This window comes from Chlamydophila parapsittaci (genome assembly GCF_006385615.1).
Taxonomy (GTDB): domain Bacteria; phylum Chlamydiota; class Chlamydiia; order Chlamydiales; family Chlamydiaceae; genus Chlamydia; species Chlamydia psittaci.
Map to the genome: position 1 here is coordinate 226,452 of NZ_CP041038.1, position 25,863 is coordinate 252,314.

The window sequence follows — 25,863 nt, forward strand, 5'->3', positions numbered from 1 at the left end:
CCAAAGTTATTATGAAATCTATGCCCAGCTTACCCGTTCGTATTTCTGGTATTACAGTTAGAAATCTGAAAAATATCTCTATAGAGTTTCTACCAGGAGAAATTGTTCTACTCACAGGAGTATCAGGATCTGGAAAATCTTCGTTAGCTTTTGATACTGTTTACGCTGCAGGAAGAAAACGGTATATATCCACTCTACCTTCATTTTTTGCGACGACTTTATCTTCTTTACCTGAACCTAACGTTGAAAGCATCCAAGGGTTATCTCCAACCATTGCTGTTAAGCAAAATCATTTTGCTTATCACTTTCATGCTACTGTCGGCAGTGTTACAGAACTTTCCCAACACCTTGCGTTGCTATTTTCTCTGGATGGGGAGGCTAGAGATCCTGTAAGCAACAAAGTGCTGCATCTACAAAGCAAAGAAAAGATTCTTGCAACACTTGAGAATATCCCTGAAGGTACGCAAATCACACTACTTGCTCCGTTACCAGATACCAGTAGCTCAGCAATTCAAGAGTGTGTCAGGCAGGGATATACGAAAATCCGTATGCATAATGAAATCTCATCCATCTATCCTTTTCTATCGTCTCCTCTGACTACTGATCACCCTGTCGATGTTGTCGTGGATTCTTTCATTAAAAATGAAAGTAACAATGCAAGAATGAAAGTCAGCTTATTCGCAGCGCTGCAACTAGGTCAGGGGCGCTGCTCTATACATTCCGGATCCCAAGAAGAAACCTTTTCTACACAAGTCTATATACCAGAAACCCAACAAACTTATACGCCATTAACACGACAATTGTTTTCTCCCCATAGCCTTGAAGATCGTTGTTTTAAGTGCCAGGGAACGGGAGTTCTTATTACTATTAAAGACCCTTCTCTTATTCAAAAGGATTTATCCATCCGGGAAAACTGTTGTAAGCTCGCTGGAAACTGCTCTACTTATTTTTACCATGCCCTTTATCAATCTCTGGCAGACACGTTAAACTTCAGCTTAGATACTCCTTGGAAACAGCTTCCTGAGCATATTCAGGACACCTTTCTCTACGGTCAAAACTCCCTAGTTCTTCCAGTACGCCTTTTTGATCCTGCACTTGGGAAGAAATCCCTGACCCATAAAGTGTGGAGAGGAGTTCTTAATGATATTGGTGAAAAAGTACGCTATGGAGCGAAACCTTCAAAATATATTCCTGAGGGGACCACAGCAGTCCCATGTCCTAAATGTCAAGGAATAGGGATCGGAGAATACGCATCTGCAGCCACTTGGCAAGGAAAAACTTTTATCGAACTTCAGAAAATGCCTCTTGATGAGTTGTTCTCTTTAACCTCTTCTATAACACCATCATCAAAATCTGTGCATGAGGTACTAGAAGGGTTCAATAATCGCCTTGCTACACTTATTCAGTTGGGTCTTTCCTACCTTACCTTAGATCGGGCCTTAGCAACGCTATCAGGAGGAGAGCAAGAGCGTACTGCTCTTGCTAAGCATCTTGGCGCTGAGTTATCAGGAATTACCTACATTCTTGATGAACCTTCCATAGGACTCCATCCTCGTGATACCGATAAGCTCATACAAGTAATTCAAAAACTACGCAGTCAAGGGAATTCCATTCTTCTTGTAGAACATGATGAACATATGATCTCTTTCGCAGACCGTATTATTGATATTGGTCCACGAGCAGGGATTTTCGGAGGTGAGGTACTATTTAACGGCACTCCTCAAGAATTTCTAAGCAAAAGCAACTCTCTAACAGCAAAATATTTACGAAACGAACTCACTATAGATATCCCCAAAAGACGTGCTAAAACACAAGCCACTCTTTCTCTATCTCATGCAACAACCAACAATTTGAAAGACGTGACCATTTCCCTACCTTTGGAAAGAATCACTGCGGTTACTGGTGTTTCAGGATCTGGAAAATCGTCTTTAATTAACGACACGTTAGTTCCTGCTATGGAACGTCTTATACAAGGAAAACCAGAACCTCACCTGCGCATAGATGGAGGGGATATTTCACGTGTTGTCCATATTACTCGCGACCTTCCTGGCCGCTCGCAACGTTCTATTTCCCTAACGTATATTAAAGCTTTTGATGATCTGCGAGAACTATTTTCCCAACTGCCTAAAAGTAAGCGGCTGGGGTTAACTAAAGGGCATTTTAGTTTTAATCTACCGTTAGGATCGTGCACGGAATGCCAAGGAATAGGGGCGGTAACTTTAGATGATTCTACCCTCATTCCCTGTCCGCTGTGTCATGGAAAACGTTTCCAACCCCAAATTTTAGACGTACATTATCAAGGGAAAAGCATCGCTGACATTTTAGAAATGACAGCATATGAAGCAGAGAAATTCTTTATAACTACTCCCCATATTCATGAAAAGATACATGCATTATGTTCTCTAGGTCTCGATCATCTTCCTTTAGGACGACCTTTATCCAGCTTATCAGGAGGAGAAATTCAGAGATTAAAGCTTACCTATGAGCTTCTTTCCCCCTCTAAAAAACCTACCCTCTATATTCTTGATGAGCCAACAACAGGCTTACATACTCATGACATCCTTGCTCTTATCCAAGTTTTGTTTTCTCTTACACACCAGGGACATACGGTAGTGATCATAGAACATAATATGCACATTGTAAAAACTGCAGATCACGTCATTGAACTTGGCCCTGAAGGAGGAAATCTCGGTGGATATGTACTGGCCTCATGTTCTCCTGAAGAACTCATTCTCTTAGACACTCCTACAGCAAAAGCTTTGCAACCATATTTTACAAAGACCCCAGCTCTGCCTAAATGCACGAAAACAAGCCAGAATACGCATATTCTCAGAGATATTTCTGTTAAAGATGCTTATCATCACAACCTGAAACACATTGATGTTACGCTGCCACGTAATGCCTTAACAGCTATTTCTGGACCTTCAGCCTCAGGAAAGCATACTTTAGTTTTCGATATCCTTTATGCCTCAGGAAATATCGCTTATGCCGAACTCTTTCCTTATTATGTTCGTGAAGCTCTCATTAAAAAGACCCCTCTACCAAAAGTAGAAAGTGTTCGAGGATTATCTCCAGTTATTGCCATCAGAAAAACAGGAATAAAGAAAAACTCCCGACATTCCTTAGCTTCGGCCTTAGATATTACTGACGGGCTTGAAAAACTCTTTTCCCTTTTAGGGAAGCCCCACTGCCCGTTATCAGGAACTCTCTTAGAAAAAATCACTCCACAAACTCTTGTTGCGAAACTTCTTCACGAGTATGCAAATTCTTATGTAACAATAACAGCGCCTATATCCTCAGATGAAGATCTCTCTATCGCTTTAGAAGCAAAGAAAAAAGAAGGGTATCTAAAATTATTTGCCAATCAAGAAGTGTATGATCTTGAAGAACCTCTCCCTGAGATTTTAGAAGATCCTGCTATCGTTATCCAACACACAAAAATCTCCCAAAACCACGAGTCCTCGCTTTTATCTTCTCTAACTTTAGCCTTTTCCTTATCCCCTACTCCCAAATTACATATTCATAATCATCAAGGGATTGTTCATTCACTAGCCTTTAATCTCGGCTGGCAAGATGCTTTAGGAAATAGCTACCCTAACGTTACACGCAAGCTTTTATCTCGCGAGCATATTGAAGGGCAATGTCAACAATGTTATGGATCAGGGAATGTTTTAAAACTCTCTTTAATGGATCATAAAGATAAAATTCTTAATTACTCTCCTATAGCTCTCTTTGAGCTCTTCTTCCCCGAAAGCTCCATAAAACCTATTCTCGATCTGATTAAAGAACTAAAAATTGCAAAAACTACGCCCATCAAAAATCTCGATATTCATACTCAAGAACTATTATTTAAGGGAACCAACAGATATCCAGGATTAGAAAGGATCCTTCTTGACCATTGTAACCGCGTTCCCTCCTGTCCTCTTTTACAACCTTTGCTCGTCCATGACATCTGCCCAACATGCTCTGGATGGGGAATTCACACATATGCTCAACATGTACGTATAGGGCAAACCTCCATTGTAGATATCTATCAACAAGACACCCACTTTTTGAAAGACTTCTTAAACACCCTTCACGATGATCAAGCTCAGCCGATTATACAAGATTTACAAAATCGTTTAACATTCATTAACAAGGTAGGTTTAAGCTACATTACCTTAGGACAACAACAAAATACTCTTAGCGATGGTGAATATTATCGCCTACACTTAGCAAAAAAAATCTCTACAAACCTTACGGACATCATTTATCTTCTTGAAGATCCTTTATCAGGTCTCCATCCTAAGGATGTTCCCACTCTAGTACAACTGATTAAAGAGCTCATTGCTAACAACAATACCGTTATTGCTACAGACCGCAGCAATGTATTAAAGCATTACGCAGAGCATACAATTCATTTAGGACCAGGATCTGGACCTCAGGGAGGGTACCTCACAACTGATACATCCGTATCTCTAGAAAATGAGGAGTATCCTCAAACTCCCTTTAAACATACTTTAGATGTACGTCTCACGGTTCATAACATCACGGATCTCAGTGTACAAGCTCCTCTCCGCAGCTTGGTTGCGATTGCTGGAGTATCGGGATCAGGAAAGACCTCATTGCTAACTGAAGGTTTTTATAAACAGGCTCAAAAGCTTATACACAATGGTTATGAGCTATTTTCTCATGTAATATTGTTAGATTCTCATCCTCTTTCTTCTTCACAACGTTCGGATATCAGTACGTATTTTGATATTGCTCCAAGTTTAAGAAACTTCTATGCATCGCTCACCCAGGCTAAAGCCTTAAGCATTACATCAAGTATGTTCAGTACAAATACTAAGCAAGGACAGTGTGCAGATTGTTTAGGATTAGGTTATCATCTAATCGACCGGGCTTTCTATGCATTAGAGAAACGCGTATGTCCAACGTGCTCAGGATACCGAATCCAACCCCTAGCTCAAGAAGCTGTTTATGAAGGGAAGCACTTTGGGAAATTACTACAAACTCCTATTGAAGAACTCCCTATACTCTTTCCTTTTCTTCAAAGGATTCAAGCTCCTTTACAAGCGCTTATACGGGCAGGACTGGGCTATTTACCTTTAGGCCAAAACCTCTCTTCTCTATCGCTTAGTGAAAAGATCTCTGTGAAAATAGCGAAATTTCTCTACTTACCTCCAAAAGAACCAACACTATTCCTACTCGATGAGATAGCGGCCTCCTTAGATAGAAATCAGAAATGCCAACTACAAAGACTATTCCGTACCCTGATATCTCAAGGACATTCGATTATTTATGTTGATCATGATGTGCATTTGCTGAAACAAGCAGATTATATCATAGAATTGGGGCCTGGCTCTGGGAAATATGGAGGGAAACTGATCTTTACAGGAAGACCAAAAGATATCTTAGCTTCAGAATCCTCTGTATTGAAAACGTACATGTGTGGGTTATAAAAGACGCTCTTTCACAAGAAGATCATAGGCAACGCGACAATTGTCACGCTCCACATCATCTCCTAAACAATGGAAAAAGATGAACTTTTGCAAGAGTAAATTTCTTCTTTCTTGATAACTCAATTGGTTTTCACAAATTCCTAAAGGACTACAAAATAATCCTAGTAATGCTTTTGGAGCTACACCATCTTCTCTACATCCCGAAAGATGTAAATAAGCTAAAGAACTCTCTTCAGTGAGCGCTAACCAATAACCATAAAGAACAAAAGCACAATGACTGTCCTCTATCCAGAAAGACTCGTCATAATTATCAGATAAGAGCTCGTATACTTTTTGCTCCTCTTTCATCCAAAGGTAGGCAAGTATTTCATAAGGCAAAAGATAGGTATACCGCTGCTGAGGAGAAACATATGTTTCCAGTAAACGGAGAGCATCAAGGATCAGCTCACCCTTACCATGAATTAACACGTCTTTAGCAAATAAATCGAACAAGTAAATAATCAAAACAGGATCTAAGATTTCGATATCTGAAAAAACCTTTTCTACAGGTGCGTGAAGGAAAATGGCTTCTAATGCTGAAAGGAAATGTACAAGCTGATGAGGAAGAATTTCTACGACATCTTCAGTAAATGTTGTTGCCTGGATATTCTCGCGTAAAATGTTCCCATAGACATCGATAAATTCTCGATCTCCTAAATCCGCTGCGGTATAAAAAATGTCTGCAAGGGCGCGGTAATCTTTTAAATCCCAAGATCTTTGGAATAAGCCTGGGAGAAAAGGGGTAAATCCTGACCAATAGCTCAATAGCAATTCCATTTTCGATGAACGGAAATCTATAGGGGAAATATCCAAACTACAAAACAAAGTGTCTTGAATTTTCCCTTGTAAATTTTTCAAGAAATGCTCTTCCTCTGAGGAATTTATGGATTCAGGAGCAACATGAAGAGCCAGCAGCATAAAAACTAAGGAGACGCGATGATTACTGTATAAAGCTTCATGCAAACGATAGACAACATGATCGCGAACTCGAGAAATTTCTGGACGCTGACTATAACGCTTCAATGCTAATAATAGACTTTTTACCTCTTCGTTATATTCTCCGAGACGTTGGTATACTAAAGCTTTACCGAGGTATTCTAATGGTGCTGCAACACTATCATGTAAAACAGCAAACTCTCTAAGTGCTTGGGAGAACCCTTCTTTATCGCCTTCTTCAGCAGCTTTTTCTAATACAGCAATGCCTATACGAAATTGTGCTTCGTATCCCTCCTTACGACCAGGGAAAGATTCGACGATCCTTCGGTAAAACGTAATAGCACGATCATAAAGCTTCTCATTAAGAAAGGCATCAGGAACTGCTAAACAACTGACTTGAAGTGATCCACTACTTTCTAAAACAACGATATTTCCACAAACGTCGGCTATATCTTGAATAATGACTCCAATACGTCCTCCACGTCCAGGGAGATAATCCATATGAATCATCCAGACTGCATGATCGATATGCAAAGATAACCGATGGTTTTGCTTTTCAAAAGCTATAAAAAACTTCTCTTTATTTATATCTATATTTCCAGAGGTTTTCTGTATCTCTAAGCCGTTTCTCACTAGAGAAACTGAAAGAATATTCTTCTTAATATGTAACCAGAAACCATAACCTCGGTAGAAATCCCCATGATCTACGTTTTCAGAAGGAGGCAATAAAATTCCAAACCCTCCTTCTAATCCTTTGCGTAATAACGTATATTCCAAACGTACTTCAGAAAAGCTTTCTATCTTAGAAATCGCCAAGCTATACCATAATGCTGGGGACACCTCGAACATAGGGAAGTATTTAGATAGTAAAATAGATTCGTGGAATTTCCAACATTCTGCGTCCTGAGTATGCAGGGCTATCTTAGGCGTCCATTTCGGGCTACCTTGTAAATGCTGTTCTATATCAGCTTTTAATGCCTGCACAGATGGATAGCGTTCTTTAGGGTCTGTCGCTAAAGCTCGCATAACCACTTGGGAAAGAAAAGAAGGAATTTCTCGATGAGGAGCTGCCTCTTCAGGAGAAATAATGTGGTTAGGGATACTAATTTTCTTCCCTTTTTTATTACGATAAGGGAAAGACAACGTCAACATCTGATAAAGAATTACCCCTAAAGCATAGATATCCGTACTTTCTGAAGCTGGAGCTCCTCGCAGACGTTCAGGAGCCATATAATCCGGAGTACCTACAATCTTACCAGGCACCGTCATATTGGAAAACATAGATCCCGGCATAGGAATATCAAGATCTAAAAGAAAATCTTCTTTCATTTCCTTAGATAGGGCTGCTCCCCAATCTAAAATCACAACCTCACTAAATAGCCCGAGTAAAATATTGTCAGGTTTAAGATCTCTATGGAGAATCCCTCGAGAGTGCACATATTCTATAGTAGAACAAATTTTATGAAAGATAGAAAGAAAGGTCCCTACCGATGTCTGTTCCGCAAGATCCTTAGGAAGAGAATCGCATTGCCAAACACTTTTGAGCAAACTCTTAAGAGTATAACCTTCTATATACGGCATAGTGTAGTAAACAAGGTCACTGTCACTACAAATCGTAAAAACAGGAACAACCCCCGGATGCACAAGATCCGCAGCAATTTTAGCTTCCCTAAGAAAACGCTTCTTTAATAACTCATTATCAGAAAGATCTTTGCGGATTCTTTTCAGTGCAACCTTACGCGAACAGACAGGATCATAGGCTAAATAAACCTCACCCATTCCCCCTTTACCAATCATTCTGATAATATCGTAATGCTGCAAAAGTGCTTAGTCCTTTAGTTCTAAGAAAACGATGCTAGCTTATCAAGAATACTTTGTAATTCGATACGATTATTTTTTAAAGCTTCTTCCTTAGCACATACAAGATCTGGATTAGCTTTCGTACGGAAACTCTCACTACTCAATAAACGTGAGGCACTTTCGATAGCATTCTCCAAACGTGTTTTCTCTTTTTCTAGGCGTGTTTTTTCTTTAGCAATATGTTCTACGGGAACAAATACCCCAAGACGAATACCCTCAACTACCCCTAAGCTATATACACGATCTTTAGGTTCTTCTGTAAGATTTTCTATAGAAGATATACCACCAAGAGCGCACACCATAGGCACATAAGTCTCTATAGATGTTCCTTCAGGGCAAATAACAAACGCTTCTAAAGAAGCCCTAGAATCTAATTGCATCTCTCCACGAATATTCCTAACTGTGTACACGAGCCTTTCTGCAAGAGCAAAAGATTCATGAAGATGCTCAGGAATAACGATATTTATGGGTTGAGGATAAGGAGCGACTACATAAGAATCTGCGCGCAACATAGCTAAAGCATGTGCTGTAATAGCATCAGAACATTCGTCCTTAACTTCTCCTATAACTTCTTTTAACTTTAGAAAGAGTGTTTCAGTAACAAAAGGTGCTATAGGATGTAAAACACCTAAAATATTGACTAGTAAAACAGCTAACAATTTCTGTTTTGTTAGTCGATCTTCCTTGCTTCCCTGCTTACCGTATAAAGTTGGCTTGATAATCTCTATATATGTGGAACAAAAATTATTCCTGAAGAATTCATATGCCATCGTGGTCATCTTATCGAATGCGTAATTTTGATACGCAGAATGTAACTCTTTTAACAAACGATTGAACCCATCAAGAATATAATAATCTTCTAATCCTAAAAGAGTTGTATCTATACCACGAGCAAGATCCTCACTTGTCAAATTAGAAATATGACCAAAGATAAATCTTGCGCCATTCCATATTTTATTCGCGAAGTTCTTGTATTCCTCAAATAAACGATAGTCAAGATCGATTTGCTCACCACGATTCGCGCATGAACACAACGCCATACGAACGGCATCAGCACCGTACTTAGCTATCATCTCCAAAGGATCAATAACATTACCTTTAGACTTAGAAAGCTTTTCCCATTTTGCTATAACATCTTTAGGAAGGGCTTTCCCCATGTCATAAGCATATTTTTCTTCTCCGGTAATGTATGTCCATTCTCCGAGATCGTTATAACGCTTGTACGATTTCCCAAAAATCAATCCATGTAAAAAAACATCGCTAAAAGGCTTTTCTCCAACCATAGCGCTGCAAAGCAATACCATGCGCGTCACCCAGAAAAATAGGATATCATGCCCGGTAATAAGAACTGCTGTGGGGTAAAACTTTTCTAAATCCCCGGATTCGTTATCGGGCCAACCTAAACAGGTTAATGGCCACAATCCAGAAGAAAACCAAGTATCTAATACATCAGGATCTTGATCCCAAGATTCAGGATCTTTAGCTACCTCTTCAGGAATGCCTTCACCGTCGTAGCATAACATACGATTCGCATCGCTTTTATGATACCATACAGGGATACGGTGTCCCCACCACAATTGCCGGCTAATGCACCAATCTCGGAGGTTATTCACCCAAGAGAGATAGTTTTTTGTAAATTCTGGGGGGAAAATCTTTATTGCATCACTAGATATAAACTCTCGCAATGAGTCGCGGAAGCTATCTACAGAAACAAACCATTGTTTTGATAAATATGGCTCGATAACGGCACCTGAACGATACGAGACACCCACTCTAAGCTTATAGGGTTCTTTCTTAACAAATAACCCCATAGTCTCTAAAGCAGTAATGATACTTTCTCGAGCTTTTTCTTTACTTAAGCCTGCAAATATCCCTCCATTCTCGTTAATTTCTCCGGTAGGAGTAAGAATATTTACCATAGGGAGGTTATGATTAATTCCGGTGCGATAATCATCTTTATCATGAGCAGGTGTAATCTTGACAGCTCCAGTACCGAATGAGGGATCTACAGACATATCTGCAATAATAGGAATCTCGCGATCCACAAAAGGTAAATGCACCTTAGCTCCTAATAGATGGCTGTAACGCTCATCATCAGGAGAAATAGCAATCGCTGTATCGCCTAACAATGTTTCAGGACGTGTTGTTGCTACGACAATGTCTTCAGAACTATCCACTACGCGATAACGAATGTAGTAAAGCCAACCGTCTTTTTCCTCATACTCTACTTCATCATCAGCAAGTGCTGTCTGTAAAACAGGGTCCCAGTTAACAAGATAATTCCCCCTATAAATATGTCCTTTATCAAAAAGGATTTTAAATGCTTTTTTCACAGCACGATTGGCTAGAGGTTCCATGGTAAAACGCAAGCGCGACCAATCGCAAGAACATCCTAACTGACGTAATTGAGAAAGAATGACGCCTTCACTTTTTTCTTTCCACTGCCACACATGTTCGAGAAATTCTTCTCTAGAGAAATCCACACGACGCTTCCCTAAGGAGGAATATAAGTGCCTTTCCACGACTGTCTGAGTAGCGATACCGGCATGATCGGTACCTGGAACCCAACATACCTCAAACCCTGACATACGCTTATAACGAATAAGAACATCTTGAAGAGTATTTACAAGGGCATGCCCCATATGCAAAATGCCGGTAACATTCGGTGGCGGCATAATAATAGCATAGGGAGGCTTGTCACTCGCCGCTTGTGCCACAAACATGTTAGACTCTTCCCAAAAAGCATATAATTTCTCTTCTAATCCTTTAGGATCATAAGCTTTAGGAAATGCATCCTCTTCCATAATTCTCTATCCAAATCATTATAATATTTTAGATGTCATGTTAAAATTTGTCGGCCTAAGAAGCATCCATAGAAATCACTTCCATCCAAAGATGATGTCGCCTACTGACAATTTCCTTATCCCTACTAGATAAAGAAACCTTGTAAGAAACAATTCCCTGGCGCTCTTTGAAATCTTCACCCTTTAGACAGTAAATACGGTAACCAGAAAGCTGACGTACTTCATACGTCAATTTTTCTATTTTCCCATCACCATAGTAAACCCAAAGATGCAAAGTCGCTGGAAGGATATACTGCATCCGATAAGGTAAACTCCAGGTAACAACAATCTGCTGGCCCAATGTTTCACGCAGACAGGTTTGTTCTATACCCAGATGTGCTGCAGCTGTGTAATCATTATCTATAAATTCCGTGAACGAGGACAGGCACGGCTGCGAACATCCGGACAAACACAGTATAGATCCCAGAGGGAATAGAAGAACCCATAAGCTTCTAGAACAATAGTAACGCAAAAACAAAAGCAAAGAGTGCAAACGATTCAACTATCCCAATAGATGCAAAAGATTTACCATAAATAGCTGAAGAGCGTGCATAAGCTTGGATAGCACTTACACAACATTTCCCCTGCATTACAGCCGATATTAATAGTGCGATCCCTACAGAAAGCCCTACAGCAATCCCTGCTATAGCACCAACTTTGCCATCTTTTATACCATCTCTAAGCAAAAGCATAAAAATCAATCCATAGATAGATTGCGAAGAAGGCATTGCAGACAAGCCTATAATCTTTCCATGTCCCTCGTCAATTCGAGACATCACAGCATGCGAAGCCACCCCTGCCATACCACAACCAATGGCACTGCCTATCATTGCTAAGCCCATGGCAAAAACAGGACCAACAACCGATAAATCAATCATTATGTACCTCTATACCTCATAATAATACTACAAGAAAACCCGAGAATGAATTCTTTAATTGTCTTGCTTATAACTTCATTTTTCCAAAGGTCCCGAATTCTACCAAACCATAGAATTATTACCTAAACCTATCCCTAGGAATCCACAACCTTATGACATACTACTTTCTTTAAGGGATGTAGGAGCTTGCCTCCCCCATCAAAACTATAGTGATACCACTCAATAAAGTTTAATCTTAGACCGTGAATCACTCCCCCCATAATAGAAAGTAATATGTTCACTGAATGACCAAACAAAATAATAATGAAAGCTATAGCAGGCGAAAACCGATTGCTAATCTGTACTATTGTGGTTCCTACCATGGCACCTGCCAAGCCTAATGCGTATATACGCAAATAAGATAAAACATCTGAGAATACCTGAATAATCGCTGTAATCTCATCTATACCACCAATACCACGTTGCAACACTGCTCCGGAGACTGCAAGACCTATACCTACAAATATGCCGTAATAACCTAGAACCCCTCCAAAATCATAAGGGACATGGAATAGGTAATGAATTAAAGATACAGACTGTAAATATAAAGGAAGATAAAGATAGGCACCGCACATAAAAATGATCCATCCAAGCCCTGAATAGCGCTGACGTATATAACGCAACATGCCCAGAGCCATATGAATCAATCCGACAAATAAAGCTAATTCCATGAGAATATTGTCTGTAAACTTATCATAGACAACAGCACGTTTACCTACGTCGCCATTAACGGTTTCAGTAGCAAGGAGAAACTCTTTTGGGGTCTGCTTATCTTTCAATAAAGGATGTTCATTAACTAACTCTTTATATCCCTTAGGATGCTTCTCTAAATAATATTCTGCCTTTTTCAATGCTAATACATGCGTAAGCGAGTACTCTCGCAAAGGATTTGAAGGACTGATAGAAATGCCAAAAAAGGAAGTGGTAGCAAATCCCCAACAAATACATCCTAATCCTAAAATAGAAAACATCTTCAGGAAACGCGCTAATGACTTGGAACCTTTAAGCGCACGACGTGCCTTAAATGTTATGAACAACGAGGTTGCTAGAAAAACAAGTCCGTAACCACCATCATTGACAATCATAGAGAAGAAGAAAAAGAAGGAGACAAATACCCATAACGAAGGGTCTTTATCCGAAGATGCTGGTGTATCATAAATATTCACCAGATCTTCCCCAATGCGTCCCAAACCATGATTTTCTAAATAGGTAGGAACAATCTCATCTGGATTTGGGGCTACCTTGTATAGACAGACATCAAATTCTTCGCAGAGTTTCTCTAATTCTGTCAGACGATCAGAGATTACCCACCCCGAAATAGCGAACATCCTACCATCGAAAAGCTCTTCAACACTATCTTCGGCATGTTTGAGTTGCTGATCATTGGTATAATTGCAAAGTCCTTCAAGAATATCCTGACGATAAGCATAAAGCTCACATATTCTTGATTTTTTATGATGAATAGTCCTTAAAAGGACAGCTTCTTGCGATTGCAACTCATTAACAGAGTGTGGAGCATCAATCTCTGTAAATTGGTCTTTTGATAAGCCGACTACACCAATTACAGCATAATAATCGAAATTATACGCCGTAGATAAGTAGAAAACATTCGCTTGATCAACTTCTAGCTCTTGCCCTTCAACATGTTTGCGATAGAAAAACCTTATGGTTAATCCTGTTTTCCTTGTGAATTCAGCAATATCACTAGAAGAAAATACGCCTAGAGGTTTCACTCTAAGAATCTCTTTCCTTAAAGCTTTTGTATTTTCCGTGAAAGTAAGGATTTCTTGGTGTAGAGAAAATACCTCATCTAATATCTGTTCAACGGTTAAGTCTTCAGATTTTGACAACGACAAATCTGATGTAGGATATTCTCTTTTCAAACTATTTAGAATTTTCAGACACTCAGAAAAACGCCGCATTTTTTCTGAAGTAACGAATCTCTTATCGGAAATAAACTCGACAACTCCGAGTTCCCTGCAAGCAGTAAGAAATTCTGAGCTATTTCTTCCAATAAAAAGATACTTATCTACATTTACGCGCATTCGGATTCCTCCTTACGCTGCTGTATCTTTTTCTTAGCCATCTTTACTTGGCCAACATCTGTAATACTACGATCACTCAAGAAAATTGCTATTTTCTTAATCATACGTGTTGTCTCTGGAATCAGCTTTTTCTCAAAAAGATTTACACGAATAGAGACATTTCTTAACTCGTCTTCTAAAATTCTTTGCTTTTCTACAGCCACTTCAGAGCGTACTTTATTAACTACAAACTCTCTGGTGTAAGCGACAAGAGTGTCTACCCAGATCGGGGTATCTAAAACAGAATAAGAAGATTCCGTTAGAACGATATTCTTTATTACAGGAACTTCGACGCCTGCGATGTTTTCATATTCTTTTGCTACTTTTTCGATCTTAAAGCTATTTACTATAGCGTCAACATAGAGAGGAACACTATAGAGCTCAGCAAAGGCGTATATGCTTTCTCTAGATTCTTCATATGCGCGTATACTTTCACTGGCCTCTCGAATAGCATTGGTTACTTCTACTTGTAACAAGGCTTTCTTTAATTTTAACGTTGGTAAATATGTTTCCAGACGAGAAAGTTTTACCTTTTCTAAACGATAGGCGTTCTTTGTTAACTTTACCTGTGAAGACATGACTTGGGCCAATACTTATTGATCAACTGTTCCTTTATTCCTACTTCTTCGGAATGGAAACTTTGAGCAAGAATTTTCCACCCAATATCCAAAGCTTCTTCTAAAGGAATATTTACTTCTAAACTCATCAATCGTGTTTCAAAAAGCTCCGCAAATGCCAATAACTTTTTATCCCAATTGGATAACTTAAAGCCCATGGACATTCTTTCATTAGCTTTTCTAGAATCAGCATAAAGCCGTATTAATGAATTTGCTAGATCTCCGTGATCTTCTCTGGTCACCTTACCAATAACCAATTGTTTCAAACGAGATAAGGAACCGAAAGGATCAATACGATTATTTTTCAGGTAAAATTGCCCTTCCGTAATGAATCCTGTATTATCAGGAACAGGATGCGTAATATCATCACCGGGCATCGTAGTTACACTAATTAAGGTAATCGATCCACCCTGGGCTATGTCCACAGCCTTTTCATAGCGTAAAGCAAGATCAGAATACAAAGATCCAGGATACCCGCGGTTTGCAGGAATTTGGTCCATGGTAATAGCAATTTCTTTTAAAGCATCTGCAAATGCCGTCATATCTGTAAGTAAGACTAAAACATTTTTATTTTGATCTACGGCAAATTTTTCAGCACATGCTAAGGCCATATCAGGAATCAATACACACTCTACAGGAGCATCTACAGCCTTATGAATAAACATTACACTTTTATCAGCAAAACCTAACCTTTTAGACTCCTCAACAAAAAAGCTATAATCAACAAAGGTTAATCCCATGCCTCCAATAATTACGATATCCGCATCTGTTTGTGCTGCTATACGCATCAATAAGGCGTTGTGATTCTCACCTGAAGACGAGAAAATAGGAATTTTTTGTGATTTCACTAAGCAATTGAATACATCAATCATAGGAATATTGGTGCGCACCATATCCCTAGGAACAACACGGCAAACAGGATTGAATGTAGGCGTTGATATTTCAATCGGATCACCAAAACATTCTCCCTCACCGTCAATAGGTTTACCTACCCCGTTCAAACGCCTACCTATTAAAGAGTCTCCGTAAGTCACCTCCATAGAGCGTCCTAAAAACACCACTCGGTCTCCTGTTGACAGCCCAGAAGTCCCTCCAAAGACTTGTAGAGTCACTTTCTTAGCATCGAAACGCAAAACCGAGGCATACGAAGACCTTCCATCTACTCTCTCTATTTCTGCTAATTCGCCTAAACGTGCTCCCTCAGCTTCTACGGTTATCAAGTTTCCTTTGATATCGGTAATTTTTGTATATATTGTCTGCATAACCTCTTACGCTGTTTGTACCATCTTCGTCTCTAACAACCTAAGAATGACTTCCATCCCTTCCTTATACTCATCAGAAAGAAACTTCTGTCCATTTAAGGTTTTGATTTTACTTTGCAATTCAAGGAAAAAACTTCTCGCATTGTCGGGGCTATCGAAATTAAATCTCGCATCAAAAATACGACTCATTAATGAAAATAACTCAATTTGCCGATCAAAAGGACAATAACAATCCACGGGATCAAAAGCATTTTGTTGAAGATAGCAGAAATCATATAACTCAGATTTTAAGTAAATTTCCATATCTTCCATGGGGATTCCTTCTTCCCCAACCACTTCCATGCGTTTGCCAATTTCGGATCCTTCACGAAGGAAGTAATTAGCTTTTTTTACTGCTTCTCCCCACCCTTGGACCTTATCTTCTAGTATCTCTCCAACTTGATCTAAGTATTTTGACCATGAGATCATAGGGTCAATTGAAGGATAACGTCTCGCATCAGCACGAGCCTTAGAAAGACCACAAAAGGCACCCACTACTGATAAAGTAGCCTGAGTTACAGGTTCTTCAAAATTTCCTCCCGCAGGAGATACAGCTCCACATATCGTTAGAGAACCTTCGGAACCATCTTTCATACGTACAGCACCACCGCGTTCGTAAAACGCGGCTATTCTCGATGCCAGGTAAGCTGGGAAAGCCTCTTCCCCAGGAATTTCTTCTAATCTTCCGGAAATTTCTCTTAAAGCTTGAGCCCATCGTGATGTTGAATCTGCTAGTAGAAGTACGTGCAGACCCATTTGCCTATAATATTCAGCTATAGTAATACCTAAATAGATAGAGGATTCCCTAGCAGCCACAGGCATTGAGGATGTATTACAAATAATGCATGTCCTATGCATTAAAGATTTTCCAGTATGTGGATCTGTAAGATGAGGAAACTCTTGTAATACCTCGACTACCTCACCAGCACGCTCTCCACAAGCACAGAGAATAACAATATCCACAGCAGCATATTTAGATAAATGGTGCTGCAGAACAGTTTTCCCTGCCCCGAAAGGACCAGGAGTACAGAATGTTCCCCCTTTCAATACAGGAATTTGGGTATCTAAAATCCTAACACCCACGTCCATAATTTCATGGCAAGGAACTTTATCTCCTTGAATAAAGGCTTGCTTAATCGGCCATTTCTGAACCATAGTAAAACTATATTCTTGGCCATCAGCATCTCGAGCTTTAGCAACTACGGTGTCAACACTATATTCACCTTCTGAGATTACCCAGGTAATCGTTACCTCTTTGAAACAAGAAAACGGTACCATAATTTTATGATCAAAGTACCCTTCTTTAACAAACCCTAGAGCATCTCCACGAACAAGAACATCTCCAACAACAGCTTTGGGAGTGTATGCCCACAATGTGTTCTTACAAAGAGCATTGACATATTCTCCTCTTTTTAAGAAAAAGCTACTCTCTGCCAACACCTGCAGACGATTTTGCAATCCGTCAAAAATCCCTTGTAATAATCCTGGCCCTAATTCTGCTTCTAGTAAGTGTCCAGAGAAAGTGACCAAAGCTCCTCGACAAACATCTTGCGTGTCTTCAAAGACTTGGATCTTAACCTCTTGACCGACAACCTCAATAACTTCAGCTTTTAGCCACGCATCATTAACATTAACGTAAGCAACTTCACCTTGGCGTACGTGCCCATCAAAACGTACACGCAATAAATTGCCATAGGCCTCTATAACATATCCCTGAGTCGTTTGTCCCGAAGTTGTTACCATGTGATTGCCTTTTCCATAGAATTAATAATGTTTTTGCCTTTCTCTAAATCTACCATGCTATTGCGAATAGCAAATAAATACGCAGTAACCCTTGCCAAAACTGCATTTGCATCAAAATATTTGTCTCGGTACATCTCTTCAATCTTATGAAATTCGTACAAAGATAATGTACGATTCAATGTATGAGGTAAACGTCCATAGTCTTGTAGCACATCACTCAAATCTGAGAATTCTTCGGGTAATTCATAATTAGGTGCATCTTTTTGCATCAACACTTGAAGCACGACAGGATTAGAACTATCTTCATCTCTTAATACATAAGAAACATCAAGCTTCATAACCCGAGAACGAAAGCCTGCTAAAATCACACGTAAGTTTTGCTTAAAAGTAAAATACGTACGAAGAAACTCAGAAGAGCTTTGTTGATAAAAAGATAGAAATTCCCTAACTAACGAGGAAAAGTTCTCCACACGTTCTTGAGAAGTCTTATATTGCAACAAGAAATCCTTGAAAAAATCCTCAAATTCACAATCATCAGACCATTGTTGGAGATTGACCATACTTTCAACATTCTCTTGTGTTACTACACCATAAGAATGAGGCAATGGCTTCCCTGACCAGAAAAATGCAAAATTTTCAAAATCGAAGAAACGTTTTAAGATAACATAATACCCTAGATCTTCTTCAGACAAGTTTAAATGTAGAAGAGCATCAAGATCATCAAAAGAATAAACAGGGTGAGACTCAGGAAGCTGAGGAAGAAAAAACGATGATAAAAAATAATATTGAGTCATGGCAATAACTCTAAAATTGGTTAGGATCCTATTTATGAGAAAAAACTAGGAACCCTGAAATATCATTTCACGAAAATCTTTTTGCAAATAACGCATCAAAAGATCAAGTAAGGTATCTGAACTAAGATCTAAAACCCAGTTCTTATCTTCCACTCTTAATTGAACACCACCGACAAACTTCCCGATTGCTACTCCTTTACCTTTAAGTTTCGCCAGAACGGTTTTCCCTAGGAATTCATTAACGGATCTTGTTGCCACGTGTTTACCGATATAGGCTGTAAGATCCCCGGAAATGCCTTTGTCTTCTATCGCCTGTATCAACGCTGCAACAAGTTTAGCGGAAACCTCGGGATCAGCTAAAGTATTGTCTAGCCACTCCGCTAAGGACTCTTTAAAAACTTTATTTTCTACAGCTTGTTTTAAACTTTCTAAGGAACGCTTACCTGCTTGTGCTAAAGCAGATTCTCCTTGTTTTAGTTTGTGATCGGCTTCTTCTTTAGCCGAAGCAATAATGCGACTGGCTTCTTCTTGAGCCTCGTCTATTATCCTTTTTGCCTGTTCCTTTGCATTACGCACAATAGCGTCTGCTTCATCTTCCGCAGGCTTTAAAGTTTCTATTCGTAGAGCATCGCAGATTTGCTTTAACTTATCTTCTGCACCGAGATCTGCCATATCATTGCTACCGTTAAGAAAACAGAGTTTATCTTAAAAAAAAATTCAATTATAATCCAACTAACCCAACAGATTATAGCATTTGATCATTTAAATAAAATTAAATAAAAGATTTCCATGAAACTTCACGCTCTTGTTTCTTTTCTGTTTACTAGTTTGTCTCTTACAATAAGCGCAAATCCTCAAACACAAAGTACAGCAAAACCTGCCCAGAGACGTCCCTCGAGCGTTTCTCAACGAAGAGCGTTGAAAAAATCACAATCTAGTATTTCTAATGCAACAGCTTCTCACTACGTTGCAAAAAGAGCGCATAAAAGTCGAAGAACAACACAACAAACGAAAGAAAAATCATCAATTTCTTGGGTTACCTACTCTACAGATGAGTATACTATTCGCATCCCGAATAACTGGCAGTGCATAAATGATAAAACACAACTGCCTGAAAAACTTGATGTCGTATTTATTGGCCAAGGGACAGGTTCGTTAACACCCACGATCAACATTTCTCAAGAAATTATATCTAAGAATCAACCTGAATACATTGAAGAGATACTTGCTTATCACAAAGCCAATGACATGACACTAGAATCTTCTGTATTCACTCATATTCAATCTCTTCATGGAGAATTCACAATTATCAAAACAGAAAAGAATTCTTCGTGGGGCAGGGTTTTCTGCCTTCAAGGCGTTGCTGTCATCAACCACAAGGCCTATATTTTTACAAGCACCGCTACCTTAGATGACTATCCTAATGTATCTTTGATTTTCTTAAAGACGGTGTCTTCCTTTAAGCTTTCAGAAAAAGAAGCTACTTCTGGGGATACTATCCTTAGAGAGGCTCTTAAAGCCTTACAAGAAGAAATAGAATAAAGTTCCAAAACTACTTAGACTAAAGATGCTTTTTCTTTATGTAAAACTTCCCTTTTAAGAGCATCAAAAATAAAACGAATAGCGATCTGTTTCCCTTCAAGAGTTAAATTAAACACCACGGGGAATCTAGAAAAGAGTAGCTGGAAGGGTATTTCCACAGCATGATCTTTGACGGATACAGAAACCGCAGCATTTCCTAGTATAGGAGAGGCCTCGTAAATCCTTAGACATAACGCAGCAAATTGACGAATAGAGTTACGCATTGCTGGGTCGAAAGTATATGTAGAAGAACAACAACTACAGGCTAAGACTTCCTCCAAGCTAAATACCGAAAAAGAAACTTCTCCTTCGCAACAGCAGGGACAGGAAAAAACAAGTAACGAGTTATGGTTCATCTTATCTTCTTTAATTTGCCTTACAGTATTGTTGAAACTTTAAGGCAGTTTTTCTTACACATCTTGTGCGGCTATTTGCTTAATAAATTCTGTAACAGCGGCTTCAAGAATCTGGGTATCACCAGAGAATATACGGATTCCCTCAGCGAGTTTCTCAGTAGCCATAGCATCTTCATTCATTAAGAAACGGAATATGCTTTCTGTTAATTCAACAGGCTGAACATCGAGTTTCTTAGCTTCCGCTGGATCTAACTTTCTTGCAACCGGAGACTGATCCTTCTTTAGTTCGTCTAACAATTTAGGAGAAACTGTTAATAAATCACATCCGGCCAAGGCTAATACTTGCTCTTTAGAACGGAAAGAAGCAGCCATAATTTGTGTAGTGATATCAAACTTCTTATAATATGTATAGATATTCGATACAGAAGCCACACCAGGATCCGCATCTATAGAGTACCCATCATCTCCGTAAGCAGCTATCCACCAATCATAAATACGCCCAACAAATGGCGAAATTAAAGTGGCTTTTGCTTTTGCAGCAGCGATAGCTTGAATTAAGTTAAAAACAAGGGTGACATTACAAGCAATACCTTGTTTCTCTAATAATTCTACTGCTTGTATACCCTCGCAAGTACCTGGGATCTTAACCAAAAGACGCTTTTTATCTCCTCCAGAGGCTGCGAACAACTCGCTTAAGAAAATAGCTCGTTGTACCATAGCTTCTGTATTGAACGAAAGACGAGCATCTATTTCTAAAGAAACTCTACCCGGAATGTATTTTAAAATTTCTAGACCAAAATTTACCTGTATCTTGTCTAAAACAAAAGTGAGGGTTTGAACGTCATCACCATTCTGTCGAATTCCCCAAGCAATAGCTTCTGTTAGCAATTCTTGATACTTGGGTTCTTGCGCAACTTTGAGAATAAGAGACGGATTCGTCGTTGCATCTTGAGACTCTGAAGACTTAACTAACTCTGGATCACCAGTGTCGCAAACAAGAACGCTCAAGAGTTTGAGTTGCTCGAATTGACTGGACATACACACCCTGTTATCACTATTCGTCTTTTGCTGAGACTACCAAAAAAAAATATTACTATCAAGGAGGTTATAGGTCTAACCTTAACCTCCTCTTTTGATCATTAAAGCCTAGCTAACAAGCGCATTCAGATTCGCTTACAAAGTCAAAGACAAGTTCCTCTTGTTCCTTTTCTAAGTACTGCTTAATACGCTTGTGTGTATCAAACCCTGTACCTCCAGGAATCATATGCCCCATAATGACATTCTCTTTGAATCCTAACAGGTAGTCAGTTTTACTACTACACGCAGCATCAGTTAATACCCGAGTCGTATCTTGGAAGGATGCGGCAGAAATAAAGGATTCTGTACCCAACGAAGCTTTGGTAATTCCCAATAATACTGGAACAGCTTGTGCTGGTTTTCCACCTTCCTCTTCTGTACGTTTATTCTCTTCGTAGAATTCTTTTTTATTTACTTCTTCTCCGAAGAGTAAAGTAGTATCACCTGGATCAGTAATGCGAACCTTCTGCAACATTTGACGAACAATGATTTCTACATGCTTATCATTGATGTCTACACCCTGTAAACGATAAACTTCTTGAACCTCATTGACTAAGTACTTTTGCAATTCGCGAACGCCACAAATTTCTAGGATTTCATGTGGAACAACCAAACCATCTGTTAGCTGCTGTCCCTTCATCACATGATCTCCACGTTGAACAATCAAGTGCTTGGTCAAAGGAATCAGATGTTCTTCTTCCATTCCTGTTATTTCGTCACGAACAACAAGAATACGTTTATTTTTCTGAATTCCTTTAAAGTCTACAACACCATCAATCTTTGCAATATCTGCAGCGTCTTCAGGCTTACGAGCTTCAACTAATTCAGCAACCCTAGGTAGACCTCCAGTAATATCCTTAGTCTTAATTGCCCCTCGAGGTAATCTTGCTAATAACATACCAGGGTCGACTTTTTGATTTTCTTCGACAGAAACAATCGCTCCAGAAGGAATAGCGTATGTTCCAACCAATTCCGTCAAACCGGGATCAGAATAAATAGCAATTTGAGGATGCAGTTCTCCACGATGCTGTTTAACAATAAGCTCGACTAAACCTGTGTTCTTATTAACTACTTTCTCTGTAGAAATACCCTCTACTAAGTCTTCGTATTTTACAAAACCAGGCTTATCACAGATAATTGGAATATTATGTAATTCGACCTCAGCAATTCTTTGGCCTGCAGTTACCTTCTCCCCATCACCTACTAAAATCTTAACACCGAGTTCTACCGGATAAGTCTCTAAACTTTCTATAGACTTGGTGCTTAGAAGTTTCTTGTACTCTTCTAAACTACGTCCTTCATCACGGACAACATGGATAGCACCTTTCTTATTCAAGACTAAGTGATTTCCATCTTGACCCACAACCACACGTAGATCCATGTATACTAGGATACCGTCACAATCTGTAACAATTTCTGGAGTTGAAGATGTAGCTGCGATACCTCCAAGGTGGAACGTTCTCATCGTTAGCTGTGTTCCAGGTTCACCAATGGATTGAGCAGCTATAATACCCACAGCTTCTCCTAAACCAATCAGACGACCATTAGCAAGGTTTAACCCATAACACTTAGCACAAACACCACGACGACTTTCACAAGTAAGTGTAGAGCGGATTTTAATACTTTCAATTCCAGCATCATCAATAAGTTCAGCCTGAGCAGATGTAATCACATCTCCATTCTTAGCTAGAAGCTTACTTTTATCACCGGGTTGATAGATATCTTCTGATACCGTACGACCATAAATACGATCTTTTAAAGGTAGAAGCTCTTCTGAACCCTGTCGAATTGCAGTAATTTCGATATGATTCAATGTTCCGCAATCTTTTTCCGTAATGATGACATCTTGTGCTACGTCAACAAGTCTTCGAGTTAAATATCCAGAGTCAGCTGTCTTCAATGCAGTATCAGCTAAACCTTTTCTAGCACCGTGAGAAGAAATGGAATACTCAAGAACGGTTAATCCTTCGCGGAAGTTCGAGGTAATCGGAGATTCGATAATCGCACCGTTTGGCTTAGCCATTAAACCTCGTAGAGCTCCTAACTGCTTCAACTGAGACTTATTACCTCGAGCTCCTGAATCTATCATCAAGAACAGAGGGTTGTGTTTACTTTTAGTTTGCTTACTAATTTCAACATAAAGAGCGTCTGACAAGAGTTCTGAAACCTCTGTCCAAATACTAATAGTTTTAGAATGACGTTCACCATCGGTGATAATACCATCATCATATTGTTTCTTAACAATGGCAACCTTGTCATAAGCTTCTTTAAGAATTTCACTTTTAATCTCAGGAATTTTTACATCTTTCAATCCCATAGAGATCGCAGCTTTCGTCGCTTGGATAAATCCTAAATCTTTAAGATCATCTAAGAAGCGTACAGTAGCCTCAAGCCCTACTTTTTTATAGCATTGTAAAATCAATTCACTGATACGCTTACTTGGCATGCTATAGTTTTGGAACCCTAACTCTTTAGGAACAATTCTATTAAACAGAACTCTTCCTGGAGTAGTTTCAATAACCTGACCATCGATGCGTACTTTAATTTTCTCGTGAATATGAATACCACGGCCTGTTTCATCGCGACGACCATTTGTATGCTCATCTAGGAATCCGCCAGAATACAATGCTCGCAAGACTTCCGTAACATCTCTAAAGATTTTGACTTTTCCTCCATGCTCTTCCGGGAAATATGTCGGGTCTGCCATCAGATAGTAAATACCTAAGGTCATATCCTTAGAAGGTGTAGCGACAGGCTTTCCAGAAGACGGCAAGAAGATGTTATCAGGAGCCATCATCAAAACTTTGGCTTCTAATTGTGCTTCTATAGACAGCGGCACGTGAACAGCCATTTGGTCTCCATCGAAGTCCGCGTTAAATGCTGCGCAGACTAGGGGATGCACACGAATCGCTTTACCTTCGATTAATACAGGTTCAAACGCCTGTATCCCTAAACGGTGGAGTGTGGGGGCTCGGTTAAGCAATACTGGATGGCCTTTAATAATTTCTTCTAGAACATCCCAAACTTCCGGAGCTCCACGTTGAATCATTTTCTTAGCAGAACGAATAGTATAGACACTACCCTGATCTTTTAATCTTTTAATAATGAATGGTTCAAACAACTCAAGAGCCATTTCTTTAGGCAAACCGCATTGATTAAACTTCAATTCAGGACCTACGATAATGACAGAACGTCCAGAATAATCAACACGCTTACCTAAAAGATTTTGTCGGAAGCGTCCATTTTTCCCTTTTAGCATTTCAGAAAGGGATTTTAATGGACGATTCCCCGCTCCCATGACAGGGTGTCCATGACGACCGTTATCAAATAGAGCATCCACGGCTTCCTGTAACATACGTTTTTCATTACGTACGATCACTTCAGGAGTTTTTAGCCTTAAAATAGCTTTTAAACGATTATTTCGGTTAATTACACGACGGTATAGATCATTTAAATCAGAAGTTGCAAACCTTCCACCATCTAATGGAACTAAAGGACGTAGATCGGGTGGAACGACAGGAACACTTTTTAAAACCATCCACTCAGCGTGATTCGAAGAAGAGACAAAACCTTCGATAATTTTTAATCGCTTAGCAAGTTTCATTCTGGCTTGCTGAGATTTGGTTTTTCGCAAACGATCCTTAAGCTCTTTTAATAGACTTTGAAGATCTTCTGATTTCAATAAATCATAGATAGCCTCTCCGCCCATTTTGGCTACGAAAGAATCTTTTCCCCACTTCTCGATGACTTCTCGATACTGAGCATCATTTAAAAGCTGCTTTTTATTTAAATCTGTCTTACCTGGATCGATAACTACATATTCTTCGTAATAAATAATCCTTTCAAGATCAGAAGCGGTCATTCCTAAGACGTTACCTATTCTTGATGGTGTAGTCTTAAAAAACCATATATGTACGATAGGCACAGCCAGCTCAATATGAGCCATACGTTCACGACGAACCTTAGAAAGAGTAACCTCTACTCCGCAGCGATCACAAACAATACCTTTATGCTTAATCTTCTTGTATTTACCACAACAGCATTCCCAATCCTTTGTGGGACCAAAAATCTTTTCGCAAAATAGTCCACCTTTTTCAGGTTTAAACGTACGGTAATTGATTGTTTCAGGCTTCTTGATTTCCCCACAAGACCACTTATCGCGAATAGTAATATCTGAGGCAATTCCAATTTCTAATTTATCAAATAGCCCCTCTTTAGATAGAGAGACATTGTCTCGAGAACCTTCTCCAAACATTATTGTTTTTCTCCAATAA

General features: G+C 39.3%; 15 protein-coding genes. 2 read left to right on the forward strand and 13 right to left on the reverse strand.

Annotation, left to right across the window (positions count from 1 at the left end; translation table 11 throughout):
- The first annotated feature begins 20 nt into the window (after window positions 1–20).
- Window positions 21–5,441: an excinuclease ABC subunit UvrA gene (gene uvrA / locus FI836_RS00950; RefSeq protein WP_014944565.1), complete on the forward strand. Its 5,421-nt coding sequence runs from the start codon at window positions 21–23 to the stop codon at window positions 5,439–5,441.
- Here the strand turns inward: uvrA and pknD are convergent.
- The 10 genes from pknD to FI836_RS01000 form a co-directional block, all read right to left on the reverse strand.
- Entirely contained in the window at window positions 5,436–8,237 is a 2,802-nt protein-coding gene (pknD, locus tag FI836_RS00955; protein WP_014943916.1) for a serine/threonine-protein kinase PknD, read from the reverse strand. The two genes, uvrA and pknD, sit on opposite strands and share 6 nt — an antisense overlap.
- Window positions 8,238–8,257: 20 nt before the next feature.
- Window positions 8,258–11,080, reverse strand: a complete 2,823-nt coding sequence (locus FI836_RS00960; protein WP_014943917.1) for a valine--tRNA ligase — start codon at window positions 11,078–11,080, stop codon at window positions 8,258–8,260.
- 55 nt (window positions 11,081–11,135) lie between these two features.
- On the reverse strand, window positions 11,136–11,612 hold the full coding sequence (locus FI836_RS00965) for a hypothetical protein (protein ID WP_013462702.1): 477 nt from the start codon (window positions 11,610–11,612) through the stop codon (window positions 11,136–11,138).
- Window positions 11,572–11,997 carry an ATP synthase subunit C gene (locus FI836_RS00970; protein WP_006343346.1) on the reverse strand — a complete coding sequence of 142 codons (426 nt, stop codon included), beginning with the start codon at window positions 11,995–11,997 and terminating at the stop codon, window positions 11,572–11,574. The genes FI836_RS00965 and FI836_RS00970 overlap by 41 nt, the downstream gene beginning before the upstream one ends.
- Window positions 11,998–12,131: 134 nt before the next feature.
- Window positions 12,132–14,081: a V-type ATP synthase subunit I gene (locus tag FI836_RS00975; RefSeq protein ID WP_014943918.1), complete on the reverse strand. Its 1,950-nt coding sequence runs from the start codon at window positions 14,079–14,081 to the stop codon at window positions 12,132–12,134.
- A complete protein-coding gene (locus FI836_RS00980; protein ID WP_006343348.1) occupies window positions 14,072–14,698 on the reverse strand; it encodes a V-type ATP synthase subunit D in 627 nt (208 codons plus the stop codon). The genes FI836_RS00975 and FI836_RS00980 overlap by 10 nt, the downstream gene beginning before the upstream one ends.
- Window positions 14,683–15,999, reverse strand: a complete 1,317-nt coding sequence (locus tag FI836_RS00985) for a V-type ATP synthase subunit B (RefSeq protein ID WP_006343349.1) — start codon at window positions 15,997–15,999, stop codon at window positions 14,683–14,685. Before FI836_RS00985 ends, FI836_RS00980 begins: the two co-directional genes overlap by 16 nt.
- Window positions 16,000–16,005: 6 nt before the next feature.
- On the reverse strand, window positions 16,006–17,781 hold the full coding sequence (locus FI836_RS00990; protein ID WP_006343350.1) for a V-type ATP synthase subunit A: 1,776 nt from the start codon (window positions 17,779–17,781) through the stop codon (window positions 16,006–16,008).
- Window positions 17,775–18,575, reverse strand: coding sequence for a DUF2764 family protein (locus FI836_RS00995; protein WP_006343351.1), 801 nt, complete (start codon window positions 18,573–18,575; stop codon window positions 17,775–17,777). The genes FI836_RS00990 and FI836_RS00995 overlap by 7 nt, the downstream gene beginning before the upstream one ends.
- A gap of 45 nt (window positions 18,576–18,620) precedes the next feature.
- Window positions 18,621–19,247 carry a V-type ATP synthase subunit E gene (locus tag FI836_RS01000; protein WP_006343352.1) on the reverse strand — a complete coding sequence of 209 codons (627 nt, stop codon included), beginning with the start codon at window positions 19,245–19,247 and terminating at the stop codon, window positions 18,621–18,623.
- A 117-nt stretch (window positions 19,248–19,364) separates the two neighbouring features.
- Here FI836_RS01000 and FI836_RS01005 point away from each other — a divergent pair, with 117 nt between their 5' ends.
- Complete coding sequence (locus FI836_RS01005; RefSeq protein ID WP_006343353.1) at window positions 19,365–20,117, forward strand: hypothetical protein; 753 nt, start codon at window positions 19,365–19,367, stop codon at window positions 20,115–20,117.
- A 14-nt stretch (window positions 20,118–20,131) separates the two neighbouring features.
- Here the strand turns inward: FI836_RS01005 and FI836_RS01010 are convergent, their stop codons facing one another.
- From FI836_RS01010 to rpoC, 3 genes are all read right to left on the reverse strand, one after another.
- Complete coding sequence (locus FI836_RS01010; RefSeq protein ID WP_006343354.1) at window positions 20,132–20,512, reverse strand: hypothetical protein; 381 nt, start codon at window positions 20,510–20,512, stop codon at window positions 20,132–20,134.
- Between the two features lie 54 nt (window positions 20,513–20,566).
- On the reverse strand, window positions 20,567–21,550 hold the full coding sequence (gene tal, locus FI836_RS01015; RefSeq protein WP_139934557.1) for a transaldolase: 984 nt from the start codon (window positions 21,548–21,550) through the stop codon (window positions 20,567–20,569).
- A 112-nt stretch (window positions 21,551–21,662) separates the two neighbouring features.
- Window positions 21,663–25,844, reverse strand: coding sequence for a DNA-directed RNA polymerase subunit beta' (gene rpoC / locus FI836_RS01020; protein ID WP_014944566.1), 4,182 nt, complete (start codon window positions 25,842–25,844; stop codon window positions 21,663–21,665).
- Between the last annotated feature and the right edge of the window lie 19 nt (window positions 25,845–25,863).